The sequence below is a fragment of the Phenylobacterium sp. genome, from assembly GCF_013911965.1.
Lineage (GTDB): Bacteria > Pseudomonadota > Alphaproteobacteria > Caulobacterales > Caulobacteraceae > Phenylobacterium.
Map to the genome: position 1 here is coordinate 86,913 of NZ_JACESE010000013.1, position 25,923 is coordinate 112,835.

Here is a 25,923-nt window from a genome sequence, read left to right on the forward strand (position 1 = left end):
GAAGGCGTGTCGGCTCTTCTTGGTGTCCTTCGCTGACCTTGGTGGCCTTTGTGTCACATCTGAACGGCGCCTGCGGCGCGCATCGATGCGGCGCTGTGCAAGCCTTGCCAGCGCTCGCCGTGGGGACTATGCGCAGGGCCATGGCTTTTCCGGCTCGCAGAACCTGGCGATGGCGCCGCGCGTCCTGAGCGCCCCCTGATCCGGTCGGGGCGCGACGCCTCTGCCTGCCTGTCCCATTCCAAGTCGAAGCCTGATCCCCAAGATCCCATGACCGACCAAGCTCCCGCCGCCTACAGCGGCCCCCAGCGCGTGCTCTCCGGCGTCCAGCCCTCGGGCGCCCTGCATCTGGGCAACTATCTCGGCGCGCTGGTGAAGTTCGCCCGCCTGCAGCACGAGATGGACACCTTCATCTTCGTCGCCGACATGCACGCCATCACCGTCTGGCAGGATCCGAAGCTGCTGGCGAACCAGGTGCGCGAGATCACCGCGGCCTATCTCGCCTCGGGCCTCGATCCGGAGAAGGCGACCATCTTCCCGCAGTCGGCCGTGCCGGCGCACGCCGAGCTCGCCTGGATCTTCAACTGCGTCGCCCGCCTCGGCTGGCTCGACCGCATGACCCAGTTCAAGGAGAAGTCGGGCAAGCACAAGGAGCGCGCGAGCGTCGGCCTCTACACCTATCCGGTGCTGCAGGCCGCCGACATCCTGCTCTACAAGGCCACCCACGTGCCGGTGGGCGATGATCAGCGCCAGCACCTGGAGCTGACCCGCGACATCGCCGCCAAGTTCAACCACGACTTCGAGGCCCCGGCCTTCTTCCCCCTCCCCGACGCCCTGACGCAAGGGCCCGGCTCGCGCATCATGTCGCTGCGCGACGGGACGGCGAAGATGTCCAAGTCCGATCCGTCGGACAATTCGCGCCTCAACCTGCTGGATGAGCCGGACCTGGTCGCCCAGAAGATCCGCAAGGCCAAGACCGACCCGGAGCCGCTGCCGGAAACCCTGGACGAGCTGAAGGGCCGGCCGGAGGCGGAGAACCTGATCGGCATCTATGCGGCGCTGGACGGCCGGTCCTCGGCCGAGGTTCTGGCGGAGTTCGCCGGCCAGGGCTTCGGGGCGTTCAAGCCGAAGCTCGCCGAACTGGCGGTGGAGAAGCTGGGGCCCGTGGGCGCCGAAATGCGCCGGCTGATGGCCGACCCGGCCGAGATCGACCGCGTGCTCGCCAAGGGGGCCGAACGCGCCCGCGAGGCGGCCGCCCCGACTCTGGCCGAAACCCGCAGGCTGGTGGGCTTCTGGGGCGCGTAAGGCGCGCGCCCCACTTGCCGAACGGCCCGCGCCGCGCCACCGTCCCGCCCCATGAGCCAGCGCAAGTTCCTCGTCATCGCCGACGACACGCCGGAGTTCCAGGCGGCCCTGCGGTTCGCCTGCCGCCGGGCGCGCTCCACCGGCGGCCACGTGGCCCTGCTGCGCGTCATCGAGCCGGCGGTCTTCGAGCACTGGTCGGGCGTGCGCGAGGAGATCGAGCGCCAGGCGCGGTCCGAGGCCGAGGCCTTCCTGCAGAAGATGGCCGAGTTCGTCATCGCCGAGACCGGCGCGGCGCCGGAGTTCATCATCAAGAACGCCGAGAGCGCGCGCCAGGCTCTGAGGGGCGTCATCGCCGACGATCCCGACATCAAGATCCTGGTGCTGGCCGCCGCCGCCCATGGCCGCGGCCCCGGGCCGCTGGTCGCCTCCCTCGCCAAGGAGGGCGTCAAGTGGGGCGGCCGCAAGCTGCCCGTCACCGTCGTCCCCGGCGACCTGACCGACGAGGAGATCGCCGACCTGGCGTGAGGCCCCCTCCGTCGCTCCGCGACAGCGCCTCCAGCGGCGGAGCCTCTTCGCATCGGTCGCGCCGCAACCCGGGCCGGAGCGGGGCCGCCCACGCCCCGCCCATACCCGACCATCGCGAGGGGTCTTGCGCGCTGCGGCTGCGCAGGCCACATCAGGCCCATGTTCATCCAGACCGAAACCACGCCGAACCCCGAGGTGCTGAAGTTCCTGCCCGGCCGCGAGGTCGCCGGCGAGGGATCGCACGACTTCCGCACGATGGAGGAGGCCCAGGCCTCGCCCCTGGCGGCCGACCTCTTCGACATCGAGGGCGTGGAGCGGGTCTTCTTCGGTCCGGACTTCGTGACCGTCGGCAAGGGGCCGCACCACGCCTGGCCGCACCTGAAGGCGCCGGTCCTGGCCGCCATCATGGACCACTTCACCTCGGGCCGCCCTCTCTTCACCGGCGAGGCCGCCGCGGCGGGGCAGGACGAGGCCGAGCCCGTCTATGAGGGCGAGGTCGCCCAGATCGTCACCGAGATCAAGGAACTGCTGGACAGCCGCATCCGCCCGGCGGTGGCCCAGGACGGCGGCGACATCGTCTTCTCCCGCTTCGAGGCCGACACCGGCGTCGTCTGGCTGCACATGAAGGGCGCCTGCGCCGGCTGCCCCTCCTCCACCGCCACGCTGAAGGCCGGGGTCGAGAACATGCTCAAGCACTACGTCCCGGAAGTGACCCGGGTCGAACAGACGCTCTGAGCGCCCCAGCTAGCGCCGCGTCAGGATCGCCGAGGCGAGCGGCCGGCGCCGCGCCACATTGGTCGCCGACCAGACGAGCACGGAGGTCGAGAGCAGGATGCCCGACACCAGGCCGCCGACGGCGAGGAGGCCCGCCGGCGACATGCTCACCCTGGCCATGAACCTGGCCCGGCCGGCGCGAAAGCTGACTGTGGCGGTGTTCGGCTTCGGCGCGTCCATGGCTCTCTCCTCTCGCGTGGCACAGCCAACTCGCCGGAGGCCGGGCCGTTCCGCTCCGGCCCCCGCTCCGAGCTTTCCAACCCGCGGCTGGGCTGCTAGCGCCCGCCTCACATGATCGTCCTTGGAATCGACACCTGCCTGGAGGCCTGCTCGGCCGCCGTCCTCGACGGCGGCGTGGTGCGGGCTGCGCAGAGCCTGCCCATGGCCCGGGGGCACCAGGAGGCGCTGGCGCCGCTGGTGGCGCGGGTCGCCGCCGAGGCCGGGCTCGGCTTCGCCGATCTGGACCGTATCGGCGTGACCGTGGGGCCGGGCTCCTTCACCGGCCTGCGGGTCGGCCTCGCCTTCGCCAAGGGCCTCGGCGCGGCGCTCGGGCGGCCGGTGGCCGGCGTCGGCGCGCTCGCCGCCCTGGCCGAGCCGCACCCGGGTCTCGTCTTCTCCGTCATCGATGCGCGACGCGAGCAGGTCTATCTCCAGGCCTTCTCCGACGGCCGGCCGCTGATGGCTCCCGACGCCCTGGACCTTGCCACCGCCGCGGCGCGCGTCGCCGAGCTGTCGGGCGGCGGCGCAGCCACCCTGACCGGATCGGGCGCGGCCCTGCTGGCCGACCTGCTGTTCGAGGCGAAGATCGACCCGGCGACGGCCTGCGACCCGGCGGCCGTCGCGCGGCTCGCCCGCCAGGCGCCGGCGGGCGCGTCGCCACGTCCGCTCTATCTGCGTGCGCCGGACGCCCGCCTGCCGGGCGGACGGCCCGGCCCGGAGGCGGCGTGAAGCTCGCCCCCGTCGGGGCCGAGGCGGCCGAAACCCTGGCCGCCCTCCACGCACAGGCCTTCGACCCGTCCTGGCCCGCCGCACAGATGGCGAGCCTTGCGCAGGGCGCGGGAACCATCGCCCTCCTCGCCGAGGACGAGTCCGGCCCCGTCGGCATGATCCTCTGCCGGGCCCTGTTCGAGGCGGCGGAGATCCTGACCCTGGCGGTCGCGCCCGCCGCGCGGCGACGGGGGATCGGCGCGGCGCTGGTCCGGGCCGCCGCGGGCCTCGCCGCCCAGGGCGGCGCCGACAATCTCTTTCTCGAGGTGGCGCAGGACAATCCGGCCGCCCAGGCCCTCTACCGGTCGCTGGGTTTCGCCGAAGCCGGCCGCCGCGCCGGCTACTACGCCCGCGCCGAGAGGCGGATCGACGCCCTGGTCATGCGGCTCGATCTTAACACCCGCAAGGCTTAGACATATTCTTGCGGACGAACCATCAGGAGGACCGCGTGGACCGGATCGAAAATCTCTGCATCGAAAAGGGCATGCGCATGACCGAGCAGCGGCGGGTGATCGCCCGCGTGCTGTCGGCCGCCACGGACCATCCCGATGTGGAGGAGCTCTATCGGCGCGCCCACGAGGTGGACCCGCATATCTCGATCGCCACGGTCTACCGCACGGTGCGCCTGTTCGAGGAGGCCGGCATCATCGCCCGGCACGACTTCCGCGACGGCCGCTCCCGCTACGAGGAGGCCACCGACGTCCACCACGACCACCTGATCGACATGAAGACCGGCAAGGTGGTGGAGTTCGTCGACGAGGAGATCGAGGCCCTGCAGGAGGCCATCGCCCGCAAGCTCGGCTACAAGCTGGTGGACCACCGGCTCGAGCTCTACGGCATGCCGATCGAAGACTAGCGCGCGCGCCCGGCGCTTGAATGCGGCCTCGCGCGACCCCATAAGGCGGAAATGCCCGTGACCGCGCCGCAAAAGCGCCTCTTCATCAAGACCTACGGCTGTCAGATGAACGTCTATGACAGCGAGCGCATGGCCGAGGTGCTGGCGCCGCTGGGCTATGGCGTGACCGACAGCCCCGAGGGCGCGGACCTGGTGGTGCTGAACACCTGCCATATCCGCGAGAAGGCGACGGAAAAGGTTTATTCCGAGCTCGGCCAGATCCGTCTGATGAAGCAGGAGCGCGAGGCCGCCGGCGCCGGCATGACCATCGCGGTCGCCGGCTGCGTCGCCCAGGCCGAGGGCGAGGAGATCATGCGCCGCCAGCCGGCGGTGGACCTCGTCGTCGGGCCCCAGGCCTATCACCAGCTGCCCGAGCTGATCGCCCGCGCCCACCGCGCCCGCGGCGAGCGCCTGGCCGCCGACTTCGCCGCCGAGGAGAAGTTCGACGCCCTGCCGGAAAAGCGCACCGTCTCGGGCGTGACCGCCTTCCTCACCGTGCAGGAGGGCTGCGACAAGTTCTGCACCTTCTGCGTGGTGCCCTACACCCGCGGCGCCGAGTGGTCGCGGCCGGCCGGCGCCATCCTGAAGGAGGCGCAGAGCCTGGCCGAGCAGGGCGTGCGCGAGGTGACCCTGCTGGGCCAGAACGTCAACGCCTATCGCGACCCGGACGGATCGGGAGGGCTGGCCGCCCTGGCGCGCGCCCTGGCGCAGATCCCGGGCCTGGACCGCATCCGCTACACGACCAGCCACCCGCGCGACATGGACGACGAGCTGATCGCCGCCCACGGGGAGCTTTCGGCCTTCATGCCCTTCCTGCACCTGCCGGTGCAGTCGGGGTCGAACAAGATCCTGAAGGCCATGAACCGCGGCCACACGGTGGAGGCCTATCTGGCGCTGATCGAGAAGATCCGCGCCGCGCGGCCGGACATCGCCATCTCCTCGGACTACATCGTCGGCTTCCCCGGCGAGCGCGAGTCCGACTTCGAGGCGACCCTGGCGCTGGTCCGCCAGATGGGTCACGCCAGCGCGTTCTCGTTCAAGTATTCGCGCCGTCCGGGCACGCCCGCCGCCGCCCTGCCCGGTCAGGTCCCCGAAGAGGTGAAGACCGAGCGGCTGGCGCGCCTGCAGGCCCTGCTCGACGAGCAGCAGGTCGCCTTCAACGCCGCCCAGATCGGCAGGACCCTGCCCGTCCTCTTCGAACGGAAGGGCCGGCACGAGGGACAACTGGTCGGCCGCAGCCCCTATCTGCAGGGTGTCCACGCCGCCGCGCCGGAGCGCCTGATCGGCCAGATCGCCGCCGTCCGCATCGAGGGCGCGAGCAAGAACAGCCTTTCGGGCGTTCTGGTCGAAAGCCCCGCCGGGGCGCCTGTCCTGGAGCGAATTTGAGCCGCGCCCCTGAATTCATCGTCCTGACCGACGACGCCGTCCGGGCCGTCGGCGGGACCAACAGCCGCCACGCCGCCCTGATCGAGGACGCCTTCGGGGTGCTTCTCGAGACCCCCGGCGGCGGCGTCCAGCTCAGCGGCGACGCCAAGTCGCGCGCCGCCGCCAAGCGCGCCATCCAGTCGCTGGCCAGCCGCGCCGACCAGGGCCTGGAGATCACCGAGGCCGACGTGCGCGTGGCCATCGGCCAGGCGCGCACCGGCGCGGGAACCGCCCCCGGCGGCCTGCCGGTCGGCCGGCGCGGCCAGGTGGCCCCCAAGACGCCGGCCCAGGCCCGCTATCTGAAGGCCCTGGCCGACCACCCGCTGGTCTTCGGCCTGGGCCCCGCCGGCACCGGCAAGACCTTCCTGGCCGTGGCCCATGGCGCGGGCATGCTGCTGCGCGGCGAGGTCGACCGCCTGATCGTCAGCCGCCCGGCCGTCGAGGCCGGCGAACGGCTCGGCTTCCTGCCCGGCGACATGAACGAGAAGGTCGATCCGTACATGGCGCCGGTCTGGGAGGCGCTCACCGACATCATGGGCGTCGACCAGTTCCGCCGGCGGCGCGAGAAGGGCGAGATCGAGCTGGCGCCCATCGCCTTCATGCGGGGCCGCACGCTGGCCCACGCCTATGTCATCGTCGACGAGGCGCAGAACGCCACGCGGCTGCAGATGAAGATGGTCCTGACCCGCCTGGGCGAGGGCGCGCGCATGGCCGTCACCGGCGACCCCACCCAGGTCGACCTCCTCAACGCCCGCGACTCCGGCCTGGCCCACGCGGTCTCCATCCTCGACGGCGTGGAGGGCGTGGCGGTGTCGCGCTTCTCGGCCGAGGACGTGGTGCGCCACCCGCTGGTGGAGCGCATCGTCCGCGCCTACGAGTCCGACGCGGCCCAGAACGGCGGCCCGTCGTGATCGACATCGAGATCGAGGACGACGCCTGGGACGAAGCCCTGCCCGAGGCGCATGCGCTGGCCCGGAAGGCCGCCGAAGCCGCCCTGGCCGCCGCCGGCCGGACGCCGGCGACGCCGCCCGAATTCGGCCTGGTGGCCATCCTGCTGACCGACGACGAGGCCGTGGCCGACCTGAACGCCGAATACCGGCGCAAGAAGGGACCGACCAACGTGCTGTCCTTTCCCGCGGCGGAAAACCCCGAGGGTTTCCTGGGCGATCTGGCGCTGGCCTACGGCGTCTGTGCGCGCGAAGCCGCCGATCAGGGCAAGCCGCTGTCCCATCACCTCCAGCATCTGGTGGCGCATGGGGTCCTGCATCTAGTAGGCTATGACCATATGAGCGAGGACGAGGCCGCCGAGATGGAAGGCCTGGAGCGGCGACTGCTCGCCGGGCTGGGCGTTCCGGATCCCTATGCGGCCGACCAAGGAGACGATGGGTAACTCAGACGATCGAAGTCCGCCCGAACCTGCGCCCCCCCGACAGGGCGGCGGCGGGTTTCGGGCCCTTCTGCAACGGTTCCGCCGCCCCGGCGGGGAGCCCGAAGAACTTCCGAAGCTCGCCGAGCCGGACAATCGGCTGGTCCGGCAGGCCGAGGCCTTTCAGACGCTTCGCGTCGACGACGTGATGACGCCGAGGGCCGACATCGTCGCGGTGGAACTCGCCACGCCCTTCGGCGAACTGGTCGAGCGGTTCATCGAGGCCGAGCATTCGCGCATGCCCATCTATCGCGAGACCCTGGACGACCCTGTCGGCGTGGTTCACGTCAAGGACGTCTTCCGCCTGTTGTCCAAGAACGGGTCCGGGCCCAAGACCGAGGACGCCATCCTCCACCGGATCCGCCGCGACGCCCTCTATGTGCCGGCCTCCATGCGCGCAGCCGACCTGCTGCTGCAGATGCAGGCCACGCGCCTGCACATGGCCCTGGTCATCGACGAGTTCGGCGGCACCGACGGGCTGGTGACGCTGGAGGACCTGATCGAGGCCGTCGTCGGCGAGATCGACGACGAGCACGACGAAGCCCAGACCAAGTCGGTGATCGCCCGGCCGGGCGGCGTCTTCGAGGCCGACGCCCGCGCGCCGCTGGAGGAGCTGGAGGCCGCCGTCGGCCAGGAGCTGGCGCCGCCGGACTTCGAGGAGGAGATCGACACCGTGGCGGGCCTGGTCACCGCGCTCGCCGGACGCGTGCCGCAGCGCGGCGAGCTGATCGAACATCCGGCCGGTTACGAGCTGCAGGTGATGGACGCCGACCCCCGCCGGGTGAAGCGCGTGCGCCTGCGCCCCGCCGCCGCGCCCCTCGCCGCGAGCGCCGTCGGCTGACGTGGAGCGGTTCCTGAAGGCTTACGCCGGCCTGGAGGCGAACCCCTGGGGCCGGCGCGGCCTGGCCCTGCTGGCGGGCCTTGCGGCCGCGCTCGCCCACCCGCCGTTCGGCGTGCTGCCCGGCCTGCTGGGCTTCGCGGTGATTCTGCGTCTGGCCGACCGCGACGCGGCGCGGCCGCTGGCCTTCGGCTTCTCGATCGGCTGGTTCGCCGGCCTCGGCTATTTCGCGCTCAGCGTCTGGTGGGTGACCGAGGCCTTCCTGGTGGACGCCGCCTCCCACGGCTGGATGGCGCCCTTCGCACTCGTCCTCCTGGCCGGCGGCCTCGCCCTCTTCTGGGGCGGCGGCGTCTGGCTCTACCGCGCGATCCGGCCGCAGGGGATCGGGCGCGTCGTGGTCTTCGCCGGGGCGCTGGCCCTCTTCGAATGGATCCGCGGGCACGTCTTCACCGGCTTTCCCTGGAACCTGCCGGGGGAGGCCTGGCGGGCCGGCGGGGCGCCGTCCCAGGCCGCCGCCCTGGTCGGCGCCTATGGCCTGACCTGGATCACCGTCCTGCTGGCCGCCAGTCCGGCCGTGGCGGCCACCGCCCCGCGCCGCGCCGCCCGGGGCGTGGCGGCCGCCGCCCTGGCCGGACTGGCCCTGCTCTATGCCGGCGGCTTCTGGCGGCTGGCGACCGCGCCCCCGCCGCGCGATCAGGCGCCTGTGGTCCGCATCGTCCAGGCCGACATCGACCAGAAGGACAAGTGGCGGCCGGAGAATCTCGACCTGATCTTCGGCGAGTATCTCGAGCTCAGCGCCCGGGCGCCCGCCGCCGGCCGCACGCCCGACCTGGTCATCTGGCCAGAGGGCGCCCTGCCCGCCGTGCTCGACGACCTGCTGGCGCCGGGCCAGCCCTATCCGGAAGCCCTGAACGCCGCCTTCGCGCCGGGCCAGGTGCTCATGCTGGGCGCCAATCGCGTGGACGTGGGCCCCGGCGGCGGCTTCGACTACTTCAACACGCTCGTCGCCTTCGAGCGGCAGGAGACCGGCGGCCTGAGAGTCCTTGGCGTCTATGACAAGCACCGCCTGGTGCCCTTCGGCGAGTACCTGCCCCTGGGCGACCTGATGACCCGTCTCGGCCTGCGCAGCCTCGTCCACATGCCCGAGGACTTCACCGCCGGCCCGCCGCCAGCGCCCCTGACCCTGGCCGGCCTGCCCGTGGTGCAGCCGCTGATCTGCTACGAGGCGCTCTTTCCGCGCTTCGCCGCGGGCGCCGCCGCCCGGGCGGGCGTGCGGCCGGAGTGGATCCTGAACGTCTCCAACGACGCCTGGTTCGGGGCCACCAGCGGCCCGCTGCAGCACCTCAACCTGGCCTCCTACCGGGCCATCGAGGAGGGCCTGCCGCTGGTGCGATCCACCCCCACCGGGGTCTCCGGCGTGATTGATTCGCGCGGCCGCCTGGCGGAGGACGCGCACCTGGGTCTGGGCGCGCGCGGAGTCATCGATGCGCCTTTGCCGGCGCCTGCGGCGCCCACTCTTTTTGCGCGTTTCGGAAATTGGGGGTTCGCCATCATGTTGCTCATTTCCGCAAGCATGGCCGTAGGGGCATTCATCCGCCGCGGCCAATGACGCGGCTGATGGCCGCATGGCTCTTTTGCGGTCCGCGTTCCGTTCGGGTAAGGGTCAAGCATGACCAAGGAAGTCGATCTCGACCGATCCCCCAATCCGGTCGACCGCCACGTGGGCCTGCGCATCCGGCTGCGCCGGAAGGAGCTGGGCGTCAGTCAGGAGAAGCTGGCCGAGTCCATCGGACTCACCTTCCAGCAGGTCCAGAAGTACGAGCGCGCGGCCAACCGCGTCAGCGCTTCCAAGCTCTGGGAGATGGCGCGCGCGCTGAAGACTTCGGTCTCCTACTTCTATGAGGGCCTGGGCGATCCCGCCTCCGCCACGCTGAACCGCGGCGGCGAAGAAGGGGACGGCGTCCACGACTTCCTGCTGACGCCGGAGGGGATGGAGCTGGCCACCCTCTTTCCGCGGATCCGCCGCGCCAAGGTGCGCCGCCGCCTGCTCGACCTGGTGCGGACCATGGCCGAGGAGGCCGAGATGGAAGCCCTGCTCGAAGACGCGGACGTCTGACGCCGGCTTGCGGGACATAAAGATTTCTTTATAGGGTGCTCGGCACGTTCCAGGGGCCGCCGTCTCGCGCGGCCCTCTTCGTCGACCGGAGCCCCCGACTTGAGCCGTTCCTCCTATATCTTCACCAGCGAAAGCGTCTCCGAAGGCCATCCCGACAAGGTCGCCGACCGGATTTCTGACACGGTGGTGGACGCCTTCCTGGCGGCCGAGCCCGAGGCCCGGGTCGCCTGCGAGACCCTGGTGACGACCAACCGCATCGTTCTGGCGGGCGAGGTCCGCGCCGGCCGTCCCGGCGCCTCCAAGGCCGACAACAAGGCCATGACCAAGGAGATCGTCCGCAGCCTGGAGCCCAAGGTGCGCCAGGCCGTGCGCGAGATCGGCTACGAGCAGAAGGGCTTCCACTGGGAGAAGGCGAAGTTCGCCTGCTATCTGCACGAACAGTCGGCCCACATCGCCCAGGGCGTGGACGCCAGCGACAAGAAGGACGAGGGCGCCGGCGACCAGGGCATCATGTTCGGCTACGCCTGCGACGAGACGCCGGAGCTGATGCCGGCGACCCTGCAGTACTCGCACAACATCCTGAAGAAGCTGGCCGACGTCCGTCATTCGGGCGAGTGCGCGGCCCTGGAGCCCGACGCCAAGAGCCAGGTCACCCTGCGCTATGAGGACGGTCGTCCGGTCGAGGTCCTCAAGATCGTCGTCTCGACCCAGCACAAGAAGCGCATCGGCATGCAGCTGGCCACGCCCAAGCGCGTGCAGGACCTGATCAAGCCCTATGTGGAGAGCGTCTTCCCCGAGGGCCTGATCACGCGGAAGACCAAGTGGCTGGTCAATCCCACCGGCAAGTTCGAGATCGGCGGCCCCGACGGCGACGCCGGCCTGACCGGCCGCAAGATCATCGTCGACACCTATGGCGGGGCCGCGCCGCACGGCGGCGGCGCCTTCTCGGGCAAGGACCCGACCAAGGTCGACCGTTCGGCGGCCTATGCCTGCCGCTACCTGGCCAAGAACGTCGTGGCCGCGGGCCTGGCGCGCAAGTGCACCATCCAGATCAGCTACGCCATCGGCGTGGCCGAACCGCTCTCGTTCTACGTCAACCTGCACGAGACGGGCGAGGTCGACCCGGCCAAGCTGGAGCTGGTCCTGCCCGAGCTGATCGGCGGCGCCACGCCGCGGGCGATCCGCGAGCACCTGGGCCTCAACCGCCCGATCTATGCGCGCACCGCGGCCTACGGCCACTTCGGCCGCGAGCCCGACAACGAGGGCGGCTTCTCCTGGGAGAAGACGGACCTCGTCGACAAGCTGAAGAGCCTGGTCTGAGCTGTCAGACCCGGCGGCGCGCGACACGCCGCGCCGCCGGGTCTAGATCTTCCCCATGACGTCTGATCCCCATCCCCCGATGCGCTCCTTCGGGCGCATCAAGTCGCGTCCGATCAAGCCGCGGCAGGCGGCGCTCATGGAGACCCTGCTGCCGCAGATCCGCTGTCCGGCGCAGGCCTTCGCGCCGCGGGACCTGATGCCCGGGGCCGGTCAGGCGTGGCTGGAGATCGGCTTCGGCGGCGGCGAGCACATGGCCGCCCAGGCCGCCCGCCACCCCGACGTCCTGGTCATCGGCGCCGAACCCTTCCTGAACGGCGTGGCGAGCGCCGTGCGGCACGTGGACGAGCAGGGACTGTCGAACGTGCGCCTGCACGACGGCGACGTGCGCGACCTGCTGGCGCGCCTGCCCGACGGCTGCCTGGACCGGGTCTTCATCCTCTTTCCCGATCCCTGGCCCAAGGCGCGGCACCACAAGCGCCGGCTGGTCCAGGCCGAGCTGATCGCCGAACTCGCCCGCCTGCTCAAGCCGGGCGGGACCCTGCGCTTCGCCACCGACTGGGCCGACTATGCCGACTGGACGCTGGAGCGGTTCCTGGCCAGCCCGGACTTCCGCTGGTCGGCCGATCGCGCCGACAACTGGCGCGTCGCCCCGGCCGACCATGTGACCACGCGCTACGAGGAGAAGGGTCTGGGCGACTGCGCGCCCGTCTTCCTCGACTTCGTCCGCGTCTGAACCGGCGCGAAAAAGGGCGGCCGGTCGCCGGCCGCCCCCTCATGTCGCCAGACCCGTCGGCCTACTTCGCCTGCTGCGCCCGCTCGATGCCGGCCCGGATCAGGGCGGCGGTCTCGTCGGGATCGGCCCAGCGGACGATGTCGACGCTCTTGCCCTTCTCCAGGTCCTTGTAGTGCTTGAAGAAGTGGGCGATCTGCTCGGTCAGGATGGTGGGCAGGCCGCGCCAGGATTCAACGCCGGCGTAGAAGGGGTGCAGCTTGTCCACCGGCACGGCCAGGACCTTTTCGTCGGCGCCGGCCTCGTCGACCATCATCAGGGTTCCGATCGGCCGGCAGCGGATGATCGCGCCGGGCACCACGGGGGTCGGGCCCACCACCATCACGTCCATCGGGTCGCCGTCCTCCGACAGGGTGTGGGGGATGAAGCCGTAGTTGCCCGGATAGAACATGGCCGTGTGCAGGAACCGGTCGACCAGCAGCGCGCCGGAGTCCTTGTCGAGCTCGTACTTCACCGGCTCGCCGCCCTGCGGGATTTCGATGACGGCGTTCACGTCGTAGGGCGGATTGACGCCGATGGCGATCTTGGAAAGGTCCATGTGGGAAATGACTCGCGTGATCTGGTCTCGGGGAGGAGATGCGCCTCCATAGGGCCAAAACCCCTTTGGGGAAACGGGAATTGGCCAAACCGCCGCCTCAAGCTGGGCCATGCCGCGGCGGGGCCTCGCCCCACCCGCCTCGCCTCGCCCGCCGGGCCGGGCGCTCGGGTGATGACAAGCCGGCCCGGCCCGCCTATATTCGCCTTCAACATCGTCCGTTAGCGCTGGATGGCGCTTACGAGCGGCGGGCTCCGGCCCGGCCGCTTTTTTGTTTGCCGAAGGACGGCTTGGAGCATGCGCGGGAAGACCGCCGAGGACATTCGACTGCTGGACCTGCTCGACCCTGTGGCCGAGGCCGCGGGCTACGAGATCGTCCGCCTGCGCCTGATGGGCGGGGAAAAGCAGCGCCGGCTGCAGATCATGGCCGAGACGCCGGACGGCGAGATGAACGTCGACGACTGCGCGGCCCTGTCGCGCGCGGTTTCCGAGGTCATGGACGCCGCCGATCCGATCACCGGCGAGTATGTCCTGGAAGTCTCCTCCCCCGGCGTCGACCGGCCGCTGACCCGGCTGAAGGACTTCGAGACCTATGAGGGCCTGGAGGCCAGGCTCGAGCTCGACCGCATGGCCGAGGGGCGCAAGCGCTTCCGCGGCGTGCTGGCCGGCGTCGAGGACGGCCAGGTCGGCCTGGATCTGGAGGGCGAGGAGGAGACCATCCTCATCCCCTTCGACTGGATCGTCGAGGCCAAGCTCGTCCTGACAGACGACCTGATGAAACGTGGAGCCGAGCAGCGCGCCGAGCGCATCGGCTCCGACCCCGCTTCCCACCAAGAGGACTAGACCGATGAGCCTGACCGGCATTTCCGCCAACCGGCTTGAGCTTCTGCAGATCGCCGAGGCGGTCGCCCGCGAGAAGTCGATCGACAAGGAAGTCGTCATCGAGGCCATCGAGGAGGCCATCCAGAAGGGCGCCCGCGCCCGCTATGGCGCCGAACACGACATCCGCGTGCGCATCGATCCCAAGACCGGCGAGACGACGGTCAAGCGCGTGGTCACGGTGATCGCCGACGACGCGACTTGGGACGAGGAGGCCGGCGAGGAAGAGCCGGTGGGCGTGATCCGCCTCTCCGAGGCCAAGCGCAACGACCCCGAGGCCCATGTCGGCAAGGTCTATGAAGAGATCCTGCCGCCCTTCGAGTTCGGTCGGGTGCAGACCCAGATGGCCCGCCAGGTGGTGACCGGCAAGGTCCGCGAGGCCGAGCGCGAGCGCCAGTACGAGGAGTTCAAGGACCGGGTCGGCGAGATCGTCAACGGCACGGTCAAGCGCGTCGAATACGGCAATGTCGTCGTCGATCTCGGCCGCGGCGAGGGCATCATGCGCCGCGACCAGTCGATCCCGCGCGAGAACTTCAACATCGGCGACCGCATCCGCTGCTACATCTACGACGTCCGCCGCGAGACCAAGGGCCCGCAGATCCTGCTGTCCCGCGCCCACGGCGGCTTCATGGCCAAGCTGTTCGCCCAGGAAGTGCCCGAGGTCTATGACGGGGTGATCGAGATCCGCGCCGTGGCCCGCGATCCCGGCAGCCGCGCCAAGATGGCCGTGGTCTCCAACGACTCTTCCATCGACCCCGTCGGCGCCTGCGTCGGCATGCGCGGCAGCCGCGTCCAGGCCGTGGTCGCCGAACTGCAGGGCGAGAAGATCGACATCATCCAGTGGAGCCCGGACGAGCCGACCTTCATCGTCAATGCGCTCGCCCCCGCCGAGGTGTCGAAGGTGGTGCTGGACGAGGAGGACGAGCGCGTCGAGGTCGTCGTCCCCGACGAACAGCTCAGCCTGGCGATCGGCCGCCGCGGCCAGAACGTGCGCCTCGCCAGCCAGCTGACCGGCTGGCAGATCGACATCATGACCGAGAGCCAGGAGAGCGAGCGCCGCCAGCGCGAGTTCGCCGAGCGCACCGCCCTCTTCCAGGAAGCCCTGGACGTGGACGAGGTCATCGCCCAGCTGCTGGTCACCGAGGGCTTCGCCACGGTCGAGGACGTCGCCTATGTGGACGCCTCCGAAGTCGCCTCCATCGAGGGCTTCGACGAGGAGACCGCCGAGGAGATCCAGGCCCGGGCCCGCGACTTCCTGGAAAAGGAAGCCGCCGAGCTGGACGGCAAGCGGCGCGAGCTGGGCGTCGAGGACGGCATGCTGGACGTGCCGGGCATGACCCTGCCCATGGCCGTGGCGCTGGGCCAGGCCGAGGTGAAGACCGTCGAGGACCTCGCCGGCCTGACGCCCGACGACCTGCGCGGCTGGTACGAGAGCAAGAACGGCGAGCGCGTGCGCGAGCCCGGCGCCCTCGAGGCCTTCGGTCTCGATCCCGCCGAAGCCGAGGCGCTGATCATGCGCGCCCGCGTGGCCATGGGCTGGATCGAGCCGGAGCCCGAGCCGGAGCCGGAACCCGAGGAAGAGGTCGAACTCTCCGAGGAGGAGCTGGTGTTCGGCCAGGGGCCGGCTCAGGCCCAGGCCGCCGACTCCGCCGACTCCGTCGAGGACCCGGAGGCGCAATAGAGGCTTCGTGACCGCTACGCCGAAGGAGAGCCCTGAGCGTCCGGCCCGCGCGGCGCCGGCCACCCTCGCCCAGGCGGCGAGGGAGCGCCGGGACGTGGTCTCCGGCGAGGTGCGCGACGAGGCGAGCCTGATCCGTTTCGTCGTGGCGCCCGACGGGCTGGTCGTGCCGGACCTGGGGCGCAAGCTGCCGGGCCGCGGCGTCTGGGTCGCCGCCGATCGCGCCTCGGTCGAGACGGCCGCGCGCAAGGGCGCCTTCGCCCGCTCGGCCAGGACCAAGGCGCGCGCGCCGGAGGACCTGGCCGACCAGGTCGAGGCCCTCCTCAAGAAGCGCGTGATCGACGGCCTGGGCCTTGCGCGGCGGGCCGGAGAGCTTATCTCCGGATTCGAGAAGGTGGCCGCGAGCCTGGCGTCGGGCGGGGCGGCCTGGCTGATCGAGGCGTCGGACGGCGCCGAGGACGGCCGACGCAAGGTTCTGGCGGCCCTTCGACGTTCTCCAAGACCGGTCGGCGTGGTCGGGGTTTTCACCTCGGCCGAATTGGGTTTGGCCTTGGGCCTGGAGAATGTGATACACACCGCCTTCCTTGCGGGGCGAGCGGCTGATCGCTGGGCCACAGATGTCCGGCGCCTGGCCGGCTTCCGCCCGCTCCTTCCCGAGAGTTGGCGCGAGGAGCCCTGATGGCGGGCGGAGCCGCATGGATCCGCGCGCCACACGTGTTTTGAGACGAGATGGATACGGTCGGACCGTCCGGCCGGTGAGTAAAGCGAGCGCATGAGCGACGAGAAAGACAACGGCCGGAACCCTGGCGGACGCCCGCCCCTGACCCTCAAGCCCCGCGGTGCGGGCTCGGTCAGCGCAGGGACGGTGAAGCAGAGCTTCAGCCACGGCCGCTCCAAGACGGTGGTCGTGGAGACCAAGCGTCCGCGCACGCATGCGCCGGCGGCCGGCAACCTGGCCGGCCCGTCCCAGGCCGAGCGCCGCGGTCCCGAGCCGCGTCAGGCGCCGCGCGGCGGCGACGCCTCGGGCCTGTCGGCCGAGGAACTGCGCGCCCGCCAGAACGCCATCGAGCGCGCCCGCGAACAGGCGCGCCAGGCCGCCGAGGCCAAGGCCCGCGAAGAATCCGCGCGCGCCGAGCGCGAGGCCGCCGCCAAGGCCGCCGAGGCCAAGGCTGCGGAAGCCCGCGCCGCCGAGGCCGCCAAGCCGGCCGAAGCTCCGCCGCCGGCCAAGGCCGAAACGCCGACGCCGCCGCCTGCGCCCGCCGAACGTCCGGCCGCCGAACGCCCTGCGCCCGAACGCGCCGCCCCCGAGCCGCGGCCCCAGGCCGAGCGGCCTCAGGCGGAGCGTCCGCAGCGGGAAGACCGGCCCCAGCGCGTCGCGCCGGGCCAGACCCGCACCTACACGCCCTCGCCCGACCGTCGCGACGACCGGGCGAGCACCACCACCTATCGGCCGAGCCCGCAGCGGTTCGATCCGTCCAGCTTCAACCAGCGGGCGCCGCGCGCCGACCGCGACCGTGGCGACCGGCCCGAGCGGCCCCAGGCCGACCGGCCGCAGCGGGAGGACCGCGCGCCGCGCGGCGAGCGTCCGCCGCGTCCGGCCGCGGGCGGCGACACCGTCCGCTATTCGGCGCTTGCGCCGCGTCCGGCCGCGCCGCGCGACGGCGCGCGCGGGCCTGGCGCCCGGGGCGCTCCCGGCGGCCGTCCGGCCCCCGGCGCGCCGCCCGCCACGCCCGAGATCCAGCGCGCCGCCCGCCAGGCGCCGCGTCCCGGCTCGGCCAATCTCGACCGACGTCCGGACGAGGAGGACGAAGGCCGCCGCGGCAAGACCAACGCGCCCGGCAAGGCGATCAGCCGCGGCAAGGGCGCGCCCCAGCGCCGCGAAGGCCGCCTGACCATCCAGGCCGTGGCCGCCGGCGACGAGGGCGCCGTCGAGCGCATGCGTTCGCTCGCCTCCGTCCGCCGCGCCCGGGAACGGGAACGTGAGAAGCGCAAGGGCGGCGGCCAGGAAGCCGCCCGCGTCTCGCGCGAAGTGGTCATTCCCGACGTCATCACCGTGGGCGAACTGGCCAACCGCATGGCCACCCGCGGGGTCGAGGTCATCAAGTTCCTGATGCGTCAGGGCGTGATGATGAAGATCAACGACGTCATCGACTCCGACACCGCCGAACTGGTGGCCACCGAGTTCGGCCACACGGTCAAGCGCGTGTCCGAGGCCGACGTCGAGACGGGCTTCCTGTCCGAGGACACCGACTCCCCCGACGCGCCCCTGCGGCCGCCGGTGGTGGCGGTCATGGGCCACGTCGACCACGGCAAGACCTCGCTGCTGGACGCCCTGCGTTCGGCCGACGTCGCCTCGGGCGAACACGGCGGCATCACCCAACACATCGGCGCCTATCAGGTGCGGCTGGAGGACGGTCAGCGCGTGACCTTCCTGGACACGCCCGGCCACGCCGCCTTCTCCGCCATGCGGGCGCGCGGCGCCAACGTGACCGACATCGTCATCCTGGTGGTGGCCGCCGACGACGGCGTCATGCCCCAGACGGTCGAGGCCATCCAGCACGCCAAGGCGTCCGGCGCCCCGATCATCGTGGCGATCAACAAGATCGACAAACCCGACGCCGATCCGACCCGCGTGGTCAACGAGCTGCTGCAGCACGAGATCGTGGTCGAAAGCCTGGGCGGCGACACCCAGGCGGTGGAAGTCTCGGCCCTGCAGAAGATGGGTCTCGACGACCTGCTGGAGTCGATCCTGGTCCAGGCCGAGTTCATGGAGCTGCGGGCCGATCCGGAACGCACCGCCGAGGGCGTGGTCATCGAAGCCAAGCTCGACCGCGGCCGCGGCGCGGTGTCCACCGTCCTGGTCAAGCGCGGCACGCTCAAGCGCGGCGACATCGTCGTGGCCGGCGCCAACTGGGGCCGCGTGCGCGCCCTGCTCAACGAGCGGGACGAACAGGTCGATCAGGCTGCGCCGGCGACGCCGGTGGAGATCCTCGGCCTCGACGGCACGCCCGAGCCCGGCGAACCCTTCGCCGTGGTGGAATCGGAGGCTCGCGCCCGCGAGATCACCGAGTACCGCCAGCGCCTGAAGCGCGAGAAGGCCGGGGCCCCCGTGGCCGGCGCCTCGCTCGCCGACATGATGGCCAAGCTCGCCGACAAGAAGGTCTCCGAACTGCCGGTGATCATCAAGGCGGACGTGCAGGGTTCGGCCGAGGCGATCGTCGGCTCGCTGGACAAGCTGGGCACCGACGAGGTGCGCGCGCGCATCATCCTGTCGGGCGCCGGCGCGATCAGCGAAAGCGACGTCATGCTGGCCAAGGGCTCGGGCTCGCCGATCCTCGGCTTCAACGTCCGCGCCTCCAAGCAGGCCCGCGACTTGGCCGAGCGCGAGGGCGTGGAGATCCGCTACTACTCGATCATCTACGACCTGATCGACGACATCAAAGGCGTGCTCTCGGGCATGCTGGCGCCGATCCAGCGGGAAACCTTCCTGGGCAACGCCGAGGTCCTGCAGGCCTTCGACATCTCCAAGGTCGGTAAGGTGGCCGGTTGCCGCGTCACCGAAGGCGTGGTCCGCAAGGGCGCCCGCGTCCGGATCATCCGCCAGGATGTGGTGGTGCTCGAGCTCGGCGTCCTGCAGACGCTCAAGCGCTTCAAGGACGAGGTCAACGAAGTCCCGGCCGGCCAGGAGTGCGGCATGGCCTTCCAGGGCTTCCAGGACATCAAGCCCGGCGACACGATCGAGTGCTTCAACCTCGAAGAGGTCAAGCGCAGCCTGTAAGGCGAGCGCTGCTGCCGAAACGGAGAGGGCCGGCCAGGGCGACCTGGCCGGCCCTTGTCGTATGGGCCTTGCGCCCGCGGGCTCAGTTCTCCTCGTCGGCGGCCCGGCGCAGGGCGGCGCGCAGCTCGGTCAGCTGATCGGGCTCCAGCTTCCGCGCCGCCTGGAGAAAGGCCTCGATCTCCTTGGGGCTGGCGCCGCCGCCCGGAACCCGCGGCAGCCGCAGCCGCCGGGCGCGGTCCAGGCCCAGCCGCCGGCGAAGGTCGTCCAGCGCCTCGGGGCCGGCGTCGATCTCGAAGGTCGCCGCACGCCCGCCGCCCAGCGTCAGGGGCGGCCCCAGGGGCCGGATGCGGTAGCCGGACCGCATCAGGGCCGTCTCGTGCAGTCCGTCCACGACCCCCACCACGCGCTCGACGCCCCGCTCGACCGCCTCCTCCAGCACCGCCAGCCTCAGCTCGCCCGGACGCACCTGCGGCGGCCATGGCTGGTCGGCCGGGGTCAGCATGATGCGACTCAGCTCCCAGCTGCGCCCCGACGCGGCCGCCGAGACTCCGGCGACGCCGTTCATCAGATCGCCGCCTGCGAACGGCCGGGCGCGGCAACTGGCGCAGACCTCGCCCGCCCCATCCAGCACCAGGAAGTAGATGGCTTCGGCGTCGTCATGGCCGTCCTGCTCGCCGCCGTCCGGGCCGCAGGTCAGGGGCCAGCCCAGACGCTCGATGAAGAAGGCGGCGCGCTGGGTGAACATTTGCGCTAGTTCGCGCGCATACACTGCGCGGTTCTCGACGGTGACCACATGGATCATGGCGCGGTCACCCCGGCCGCGCGCTGTCGGCCGAGCCCGGCCAGCCGTCTGTCATACGCTTCGCACCCACTCCCCACAGGGACAACCGTTAAGGTTGAGCGGTGCGCGTGTCCATCCCGCGAAAGGGGAAATTTGTCGCAGTCAGGGCGCCGCCGGCGCCTCCGGCAGGTTCGCCTCGAGCTCGGCGAGCCAGGCCCGCGCATTGCCGTCGGACGGCGCACGCCAGTCCCCGCGGGGGGAAAGGTTGCCGCCGGAGACCACCTTGGGCCCGTTGGGCAGGGCCGAACGCTTGAACTGGCTGAAGCCGAAGAAGCGGCTGATGAAGAGGGCGAGCCACTTGCGGATCTCGGCCAGGTCGTACTGGTGGCGCGCCTCTTCCGGGAAGTGCGGCGGCCAGGTTCCGGCGCCCGCATCGCGCCAGGCGTGCCAGGCCAGGAACGCCACCTTCGAAGGCCGGAGACCGAAACGCGTGATGTAGAAGAGATGGAAATCCTGCAGTTCGTAAGGGCCGATGATGGCCTGGGTCGACTGGATCGCCCCTTCGGCGTCGGCGGGGACGAGCTCGGGCGAAATCTCGGTGTCCAGCACCGAGAGGAGGGTCGCCGTGGCGGTCTCGTCGAACTGCGCCGTCTTGGCCACCCAGCGGATCAGGTGCTGGATAAGCGTCTTGGCCACCGAAGCGTTCACATTGTAGTGGCTCATCTGGTCGCCGACGCCGTAGGTGCACCAGCCGAGGGCAAGCTCGGAGAGGTCTCCCGTGCCCAGCACCAGCGCCCCGCGCTGATTGGCGGCGCGGAACAGGTAGTCGGTCCGCAGGCCCGCCTGGACGTTCTCGAAGGTCACGTCATAGACCGGCTCGCCGCCGGCGAAGGGGTGACCCAGATCCGTCAGCATCTGGCGCGCGGCCGGCGTGATGTCGATCTCCTCGGCCGTGGCGCCGATGGCCTTCATCAGGGCCCAGGCGTTGGTCTTGGTCGTGTCCGAGGTGGCGAAGCCCGGCAGGGTGAAGGCCAGGATGTTCGACCGGGGCAGCCCCAGCTGGTCGCAGGCCTTGGCCGCCACGATGAGGGCGTGGGTGGAGTCGAGGCCGCCCGAAACCCCGATGACGATCTTCTCCGTCCGGCTGGCCTGCATCCGTTTGGCCAGGCCCTCGACCTGGATGTTGAAGGCCTCGAAGCAGTCCTGGTCGAGCTTGGCCGGATCGTCGGGGACGAAGGGGAAGCGGTCCAGGTGGCGGCGCAGTCCGCGATCGGCGAAGGCCGGCGCGTGCTCGAAGGCGATGCGGCGGAAGCGCGTTTCGGGGTGGTCCAGGGCCTGGGCCGCGTCGTTGAAGGTCGGGGTGCGCATCCGCTCCAGGCGCAGGCGTTCGGCGTCCACATCGGCGATGGCGAGGCCCCCGCCGCGGGCGAAGCGCTCGCTGCGCGCCAGCAGGCTCCCCAGCTCGAAGATGTCGGCCTGGCCGTCCCAGGCGAGGTCGGTGGTGCTCTCGCCGGGACCGGCGGCGGCGTAGAGATAGGCCGCCAGGCAGCGCACCGACTGCGAGGCGCACAGCATGGCCCGCTCGGCCGCCTTGCCCACCACGACATTGGACGCCGAGAGGTTGCAGAGGATCAGAGCGCCGGCCAGGGCGCCCTCGGTGGAAGGCGGCGCGGCGGCCCAGAAGTCTTCGCAGATCTCCAGGTGGAAGACGAAATCAGCCAGGTCGGACGCGGCGAACAGCAGATCGACGCCGAAGGGGGCGGTCTGGCCGGCGACCTCGACCTCCAGGCCGCGCAGGCCGGCGCCGGGCGCGAACCACCGCTTCTCGTAATATTCCCGGTAGTTGGGCAGGAAGGACTTGGGCACGACCCCGAGGATGCGGCCGCGGGAGATGGCCAGCGCGCAGTTGTAGAGCCGGCCGTTGCGGCGGATCGGGGCCCCGACGGCGAGCACCGGCGAAAGGTCGCGGCTGGCCGCGCAGATCTCGCCGATGGCGGCTTCCGTCGCCGCCAGCAGGGCGTCCTGCAGATGCAGGTCGTCGATGGCGTAGGCCGAGACGCAAAGCTCGGGGAAGACCATCAGGTCGCAGCCCTCGTCGTGCCCCTGCCGGGCGAGCTCGAGAATCGCCTGGGCGTTGGCCGCCGGGTCGGCCACCGACACGCGGGGTGTGGCCGTCGCGCAGCGCACGAAGCCCTGCGCCTGATGGGAATAGAACCGATGCGCCATGCCGCTCCTCGATGCCGGGACAGGTCCCGCCCTGCTTGCCACATATGGTCCGCCGGGGCGAGGCGGGCCAGCTTCCCCGGAGCCTGCGGCCCGCTGGCGCGTTAGAGACGCCGCAAGCTCCGGGGCCTCATTGACGCTCGATCCCTATCTTCTGTTCCTCTTCGGCCTCGGCCTGGTGATCCTGATGATCGCCTGGCTGCCGCTGGCCCTGCGCAGCCTGCCGCTGACTCTGGCCATCATCTGCGTCGGCGTGGGCGTGGCGGTGTTCGCCACCGGGGCGCTGGCCTTCGAGCCCGATCCGCGGACCTATGACACCCTCACCGAGCGGCTGACCGAGATGGTCGTCATCATCGCCCTGATGGGGGCGGGGGTGAAGATCGACCGGCCGATCGGCTGGCGCAGCTGGACCTCCACCTGGCGGCTGCTGCTCATCGCCATGCCGATCACCATACTGGGCGTGACGCTGCTGGGCGTGGGCTGGCTCGGCCTGCCGCTGGCGCTCGCCCTGCTGCTGGGCGCGGCGCTGGCCCCCACCGATCCCGTCCTGGCCGCCGACGTCCAGGTGGGGCCGCCGGCGAGCGGCGAGGAGAACGAGGTCCGCTTCGCCCTCACCTCGGAGGCCGGGCTCAACGACGGCCTGGCCTTTCCCTTCGTCCACCTGGCGCTGAGCTTCGCCGCCGCCGCCAGCCTGACCGGGCCCGACGCCTGGCCGGCCCCGGGCGAGCTGCTCCACTGGTTCGCCATGGACTTCGTCTGGCGCATCGCCGCCGGCGTCGCCGTCGGCTGGCTGATCGGGCGGGGGCTGGGCTGGCTGACCTTCGACCTGCCGCGGGTGCGGCTCTCGGCCACCGGCGACGGGCTGGTGGCCCTGGGCGCCACCTTCGTGACCTACGGCCTGGCCGAGTTCGCCCACGGCTACGGATTCCTGGCGGTCTTCGTCGCCGCCCTGACCCTGCGGTCCCGCGAGCGGGACCACGAGTACCACCGCGCCCTGCACGATTTCGCCGAGCAGGTGGAGCGCCTGCTGATCATGCTGGTCCTGGTGCTGTTCGGCGGCGCGATCGCCCAGGGTCTGTTCGCCTCCCTGACCTGGATCGACGTGGTCGGGGCGCTGGTCATCCTGCTGGTGATCCGCCCTCTGGCCGGCCGGCTGTGCCTGCTGGGCGTCGGCCAGAGTCCGCGGGACCGCTGGCTGATCGCCTTCCTGGGCATCCGCGGCATCGGCTCGTTCTACTATGTCGCCTACGGGATCAATCACGGCGACTTCGGCTCCAGCGAGCGGCTGTGGGCGATCACCGGCCTGGTGGTGCTTATGTCGATCCTGTTGCACGGCATGGCCGCCACGCCGTTGATGCGCCTGATCGAAGGTCCGCCGCCGCTGCGACGGCAAGGCGATCCCAACGTCGTGGAATAGCCGCGACCCTTCGCCTCAGCGGCCCCGGCGCTTAGACCTTGGTTACGACGGCGCGCGTATCAGGACCGGATGCATCCGTTCGGAGGGAGTGTCCGATGATCGAAGCCGGCGGCCTGGACGCCCCCGCAGACCTGCCCAACGCCGCCCTGCAGCGCTATGTGATGCGGGTGGGGGCCGACTTCTTCATAGACACGGCCACGGCCTTCGCCTCGGTATTCGACGGCAACCTGCTGACGGCCCTCATCTTCATCAGCATCGCCCAGGGCTCGGTCCAGCACATGAACCGCCCGGCCCACCTCAGCGCCGAGGCCGTGGACGGCGTCTTCCCCGACGACCTGCGCCGGCCGGTCAGCGTGCTCGGCCTCTCCCAGTTCCTGGGCCTGCCCTATGAGACGACGCGCCGCCACGTGGCCCGCCTGATCAAGCTCGGCTACTGCCGAAAGGTGGGCGGCAAGGGCGTCATCATCCCGGGCGAGGTGATGCGCAGCCCGGAGGTGAACAAGCTGGTGGCGGCCAATTTCCGCAACATGGGACGGCTGGTCAAAGGGCTTCGCCAGGGCGCCGAGGCGCTCCTGGAGGACGGCCACGCCTGCCGGCCGGCCTCGGCCCGCGGCGCCTAGGACGCGGCGGGCTCAGGCGACCCACGTCCTGAGCGCGTTCCAGGCGGCCAGCTTGCGCTCGAACGGCGCGGCGTAGGCCGGACTGCTGGACGGCAGGGTCAGCAGCTGCGGCCCGGCCGCCTCCGCCGCGAACTGCGCGCGGCCGATCTGCGCCGCCTTGCCGCCGTTGAAGGCCAGCGCCCGAAGCGCCGGCAGGCTCGCGGCGAACGCCCGCAGGTCGCGGGCCTGGTGGCCCTGGATATTGGCGTCGAGGCTGCCCGCCCGATGCGCCGAGGCAATCACGTCCCATAGACCGATCCCCGCCGCGAGCAGCCGGGCGAGCCGCTCCTCGTAGGCGGCCCTGACGAGATCCCGGCCGGTCACCCCTTCCAGGAGCCGCCAGAACTGGTTGCGGGGATTGGCGTAGTACCGCCCCTGCGCCAGCGAGGCTTCGCCGGGCAGGCTGCCGAGAATGACCACGCGTGTCCGATGATCGACGACCGGCGGAAAGGCGTGCTTGGCGCCGTCCGGCGACGAAAAGGGGACGGTCGTCATGGAGGAAAGTGGTGCCGCCTAGGTGACTCGAACACCTGACCTACGCATTACGAATGCGCCGCTCTACCGGCTGAGCTAAGGCGGCCCTTGGGCCTGCGGGCCGGCCTTGGGGGCCGTCCGCGTCCGGGGCGCCTATTTAGCGGCTCTTGGCCCGCTCGCCAAGCGCCTGTGTGGGGCTGCGTCCCTACGGCGCCGGGAAGAGGCTGGGGCCGAAGCGCGCCACCGCCAGGCCCGCGAGCACGCAGGCGAGCGCGAAGCCCATCAGCAGCCAGAAGCCGGCGCCCAGCAGGGGACGGGGCGGCGGCGGCTCGTCTTCGGGGTCGGGGCTCATGGGGCGTTCGCCGGCCCATCCCGGTCGATCAGGTTGAGGAGCGCCGCCTCCATGGGGAAGGGCGCGCAGGCGAGTCCCTTAAGCTGGGCGCGCGCCAGCGGCCGGGCGACGGCGCGCGACAGGCAGAGCGCCCGCAGGCCCGCGCCCCGTCCGCCGCGGGCCAGCACGGCCAGCTGGCGCGCCGCGCGCGGGGAATGCAGCAGCACGTCGTCGGCGGCGAAGGCGGCCTCGAGCTCGCGCGCGTCGGGCTTCAGCGGCGCCGTCTCATAGATGGTTTCGGTGCGGCTGCGCACGCCGGCCTTGGCCAGCGCGCCGGCCAGGTCACCCGCCGGCTCCGCCGCCGCCGCGTGCAGGACGAGGCCCCGCAGCTCGCCCGCGCGGCCGACGATGCCGGCCGCCAGGGCTTCGACATCGCCGTCGGCCGAGAGGACGCGCGGAAAGCCCTCCGCCTTGGCGGCCTTGGCCGTCGCCGCGCCGACGGCGAAGACCGGCAGGTCCCGGCGCTCGGTGAGGCTGGCGAAGATGCGGGCGGCGTTGGCGCTGGTGAAGGCGAGCGCGCCCACGTCCGCCAGGTCCGGCGCGGCCTGCGCCGTCGGCCGCACCTCCAGCAGCGGCGCCACCAGGGGGCGGTGGCCGAGCTGGCGCACGCGCTCGGCGGTCGCCGCCGCGCCCGGTTCGGCGCGGGTGATCCAGATGGTGCGCCGCAGGGCTTGATTCATGGCCCGAGCAAAGCTTGAGCGGGCCGCTCT

Annotated in this window: 27 protein-coding genes and 1 tRNA gene; 20 read left to right on the forward strand and 8 right to left on the reverse strand. The window is 71.4% G+C overall.

Annotated features, from left to right (window positions below; genetic code table 11):
- Positions 1–267 precede the first annotated feature (267 nt).
- The 3 genes from trpS (at position 268) to H2041_RS13980 (ending at position 2,562) form a co-directional block, all read left to right on the forward strand.
- Positions 268–1,302 (forward strand): tryptophan--tRNA ligase, encoded by a 1,035-nt coding sequence (gene trpS / locus H2041_RS13970; protein WP_293413593.1) that lies wholly within the window; start codon positions 268–270, stop codon positions 1,300–1,302.
- Between the two features lie 51 nt (positions 1,303–1,353).
- A complete protein-coding gene (locus H2041_RS13975) occupies positions 1,354–1,827 on the forward strand; it encodes a universal stress protein (protein WP_293413594.1) in 474 nt (157 codons plus the stop codon).
- Between the two features lie 159 nt (positions 1,828–1,986).
- On the forward strand, positions 1,987–2,562 hold the full coding sequence (locus tag H2041_RS13980) for a NifU family protein (RefSeq protein ID WP_293413596.1): 576 nt from the start codon (positions 1,987–1,989) through the stop codon (positions 2,560–2,562).
- Positions 2,563–2,571: 9 nt separating this feature from the next.
- Here the strand turns inward: H2041_RS13980 and H2041_RS13985 are convergent, their stop codons facing one another.
- Positions 2,572–2,781, reverse strand: coding sequence for a hypothetical protein (locus H2041_RS13985; RefSeq protein WP_293413598.1), 210 nt, complete (start codon positions 2,779–2,781; stop codon positions 2,572–2,574).
- Between the two features lie 114 nt (positions 2,782–2,895).
- Between H2041_RS13985 and tsaB the strand changes: the two genes are divergently transcribed.
- From tsaB to trmB, 11 genes are all read left to right on the forward strand, one after another.
- Positions 2,896–3,549, forward strand: a complete 654-nt coding sequence (gene tsaB, locus H2041_RS13990; protein WP_293413671.1) for a tRNA (adenosine(37)-N6)-threonylcarbamoyltransferase complex dimerization subunit type 1 TsaB — start codon at positions 2,896–2,898, stop codon at positions 3,547–3,549.
- A complete protein-coding gene (rimI, locus tag H2041_RS13995; protein ID WP_293413600.1) occupies positions 3,546–4,001 on the forward strand; it encodes a ribosomal protein S18-alanine N-acetyltransferase in 456 nt (151 codons plus the stop codon). Before tsaB ends, rimI begins: the two co-directional genes overlap by 4 nt.
- Before the next feature lie 35 nt (positions 4,002–4,036).
- Positions 4,037–4,444: a Fur family transcriptional regulator gene (locus H2041_RS14000; protein ID WP_293413602.1), complete on the forward strand. Its 408-nt coding sequence runs from the start codon at positions 4,037–4,039 to the stop codon at positions 4,442–4,444.
- Between the two features lie 51 nt (positions 4,445–4,495).
- Positions 4,496–5,869, forward strand: coding sequence for a tRNA (N6-isopentenyl adenosine(37)-C2)-methylthiotransferase MiaB (gene miaB, locus H2041_RS14005; protein WP_293413604.1), 1,374 nt, complete (start codon positions 4,496–4,498; stop codon positions 5,867–5,869).
- Positions 5,866–6,819, forward strand: coding sequence for a PhoH family protein (locus H2041_RS14010; protein ID WP_293413606.1), 954 nt, complete (start codon positions 5,866–5,868; stop codon positions 6,817–6,819). The genes miaB and H2041_RS14010 overlap by 4 nt, the downstream gene beginning before the upstream one ends.
- Positions 6,816–7,298, forward strand: a complete 483-nt coding sequence (ybeY, locus tag H2041_RS14015; protein ID WP_293413608.1) for an rRNA maturation RNase YbeY — start codon at positions 6,816–6,818, stop codon at positions 7,296–7,298. Before H2041_RS14010 ends, ybeY begins: the two co-directional genes overlap by 4 nt.
- Positions 7,291–8,175: a hemolysin family protein gene (locus H2041_RS14020; RefSeq protein WP_293413610.1), complete on the forward strand. Its 885-nt coding sequence runs from the start codon at positions 7,291–7,293 to the stop codon at positions 8,173–8,175. The genes ybeY and H2041_RS14020 overlap by 8 nt, the downstream gene beginning before the upstream one ends.
- Position 8,176: 1 nt before the next feature.
- A complete protein-coding gene (gene lnt, locus H2041_RS14025; protein ID WP_293413611.1) occupies positions 8,177–9,781 on the forward strand; it encodes an apolipoprotein N-acyltransferase in 1,605 nt (534 codons plus the stop codon).
- A 60-nt stretch (positions 9,782–9,841) separates the two neighbouring features.
- Positions 9,842–10,288, forward strand: coding sequence for a helix-turn-helix transcriptional regulator (locus H2041_RS14030; RefSeq protein ID WP_293413612.1), 447 nt, complete (start codon positions 9,842–9,844; stop codon positions 10,286–10,288).
- A gap of 99 nt (positions 10,289–10,387) precedes the next feature.
- Positions 10,388–11,608 (forward strand): methionine adenosyltransferase, encoded by a 1,221-nt coding sequence (gene metK / locus H2041_RS14035; RefSeq protein WP_293413614.1) that lies wholly within the window; start codon positions 10,388–10,390, stop codon positions 11,606–11,608.
- A gap of 55 nt (positions 11,609–11,663) precedes the next feature.
- Entirely contained in the window at positions 11,664–12,341 is a 678-nt protein-coding gene (gene trmB, locus H2041_RS14040; RefSeq protein ID WP_293413616.1) for a tRNA (guanosine(46)-N7)-methyltransferase TrmB, read from the forward strand.
- Positions 12,342–12,402: 61 nt separating this feature from the next.
- Here the strand turns inward: trmB and ppa are convergent, their stop codons facing one another.
- Positions 12,403–12,936 carry an inorganic diphosphatase gene (gene ppa, locus H2041_RS14045; protein ID WP_293413618.1) on the reverse strand — a complete coding sequence of 178 codons (534 nt, stop codon included), beginning with the start codon at positions 12,934–12,936 and terminating at the stop codon, positions 12,403–12,405.
- 294 nt (positions 12,937–13,230) lie between these two features.
- Here ppa and rimP point away from each other — a divergent pair, with 294 nt between their 5' ends.
- The 4 genes from rimP (at position 13,231) to infB (ending at position 19,268) form a co-directional block, all read left to right on the forward strand.
- The gene (gene rimP / locus H2041_RS14050; protein ID WP_293413620.1) at positions 13,231–13,776 is read left to right on the forward strand and encodes a ribosome maturation factor RimP; all 546 of its coding nucleotides are present in this window, start codon (positions 13,231–13,233) and stop codon (positions 13,774–13,776) included.
- A 4-nt stretch (positions 13,777–13,780) separates the two neighbouring features.
- Positions 13,781–15,493 carry a transcription termination factor NusA gene (nusA, locus tag H2041_RS14055; RefSeq protein ID WP_293413622.1) on the forward strand — a complete coding sequence of 571 codons (1,713 nt, stop codon included), beginning with the start codon at positions 13,781–13,783 and terminating at the stop codon, positions 15,491–15,493.
- Between the two features lie 7 nt (positions 15,494–15,500).
- Positions 15,501–16,169, forward strand: a complete 669-nt coding sequence (locus H2041_RS14060; protein ID WP_293413624.1) for an RNA-binding protein — start codon at positions 15,501–15,503, stop codon at positions 16,167–16,169.
- Positions 16,170–16,262: 93 nt separating this feature from the next.
- On the forward strand, positions 16,263–19,268 hold the full coding sequence (gene infB, locus H2041_RS14065; protein ID WP_293413626.1) for a translation initiation factor IF-2: 3,006 nt from the start codon (positions 16,263–16,265) through the stop codon (positions 19,266–19,268).
- Positions 19,269–19,350: 82 nt separating this feature from the next.
- Here the strand turns inward: infB and H2041_RS14070 are convergent, their stop codons facing one another.
- Together H2041_RS14070 and H2041_RS14075 are read right to left on the reverse strand one after the other, a co-directional pair.
- On the reverse strand, positions 19,351–20,070 hold the full coding sequence (locus H2041_RS14070; protein WP_293413628.1) for an acyl-homoserine-lactone synthase: 720 nt from the start codon (positions 20,068–20,070) through the stop codon (positions 19,351–19,353).
- A 141-nt stretch (positions 20,071–20,211) separates the two neighbouring features.
- The gene (locus H2041_RS14075) at positions 20,212–22,275 is read right to left on the reverse strand and encodes an NAD(+) synthase (RefSeq protein WP_293413630.1); all 2,064 of its coding nucleotides are present in this window, start codon (positions 22,273–22,275) and stop codon (positions 20,212–20,214) included.
- A 130-nt stretch (positions 22,276–22,405) separates the two neighbouring features.
- Here H2041_RS14075 and H2041_RS14080 point away from each other — a divergent pair, with 130 nt between their 5' ends.
- Complete coding sequence (locus tag H2041_RS14080) at positions 22,406–23,689, forward strand: cation:proton antiporter (RefSeq protein WP_293413632.1); 1,284 nt, start codon at positions 22,406–22,408, stop codon at positions 23,687–23,689.
- A gap of 95 nt (positions 23,690–23,784) precedes the next feature.
- A complete protein-coding gene (locus H2041_RS14085; protein ID WP_293413634.1) occupies positions 23,785–24,309 on the forward strand; it encodes a hypothetical protein in 525 nt (174 codons plus the stop codon).
- 12 nt (positions 24,310–24,321) lie between these two features.
- Here the strand turns inward: H2041_RS14085 and H2041_RS14090 are convergent, their stop codons facing one another.
- From H2041_RS14090 to H2041_RS14105, 4 genes are all read right to left on the reverse strand, one after another.
- Positions 24,322–24,843 (reverse strand): DNA-deoxyinosine glycosylase, encoded by a 522-nt coding sequence (locus tag H2041_RS14090; protein WP_293413636.1) that lies wholly within the window; start codon positions 24,841–24,843, stop codon positions 24,322–24,324.
- A gap of 9 nt (positions 24,844–24,852) precedes the next feature.
- Positions 24,853–24,928: transfer RNA gene (locus tag H2041_RS14095), tRNA-Thr, on the reverse strand.
- A gap of 99 nt (positions 24,929–25,027) precedes the next feature.
- Positions 25,028–25,174, reverse strand: a complete 147-nt coding sequence (locus tag H2041_RS14100; RefSeq protein WP_293413638.1) for a hypothetical protein — start codon at positions 25,172–25,174, stop codon at positions 25,028–25,030.
- On the reverse strand, positions 25,171–25,893 hold the full coding sequence (locus H2041_RS14105; RefSeq protein ID WP_293413640.1) for a uroporphyrinogen-III synthase: 723 nt from the start codon (positions 25,891–25,893) through the stop codon (positions 25,171–25,173). The genes H2041_RS14100 and H2041_RS14105 overlap by 4 nt, the downstream gene beginning before the upstream one ends.
- Positions 25,894–25,923: the final 30 nt, after the last annotated feature.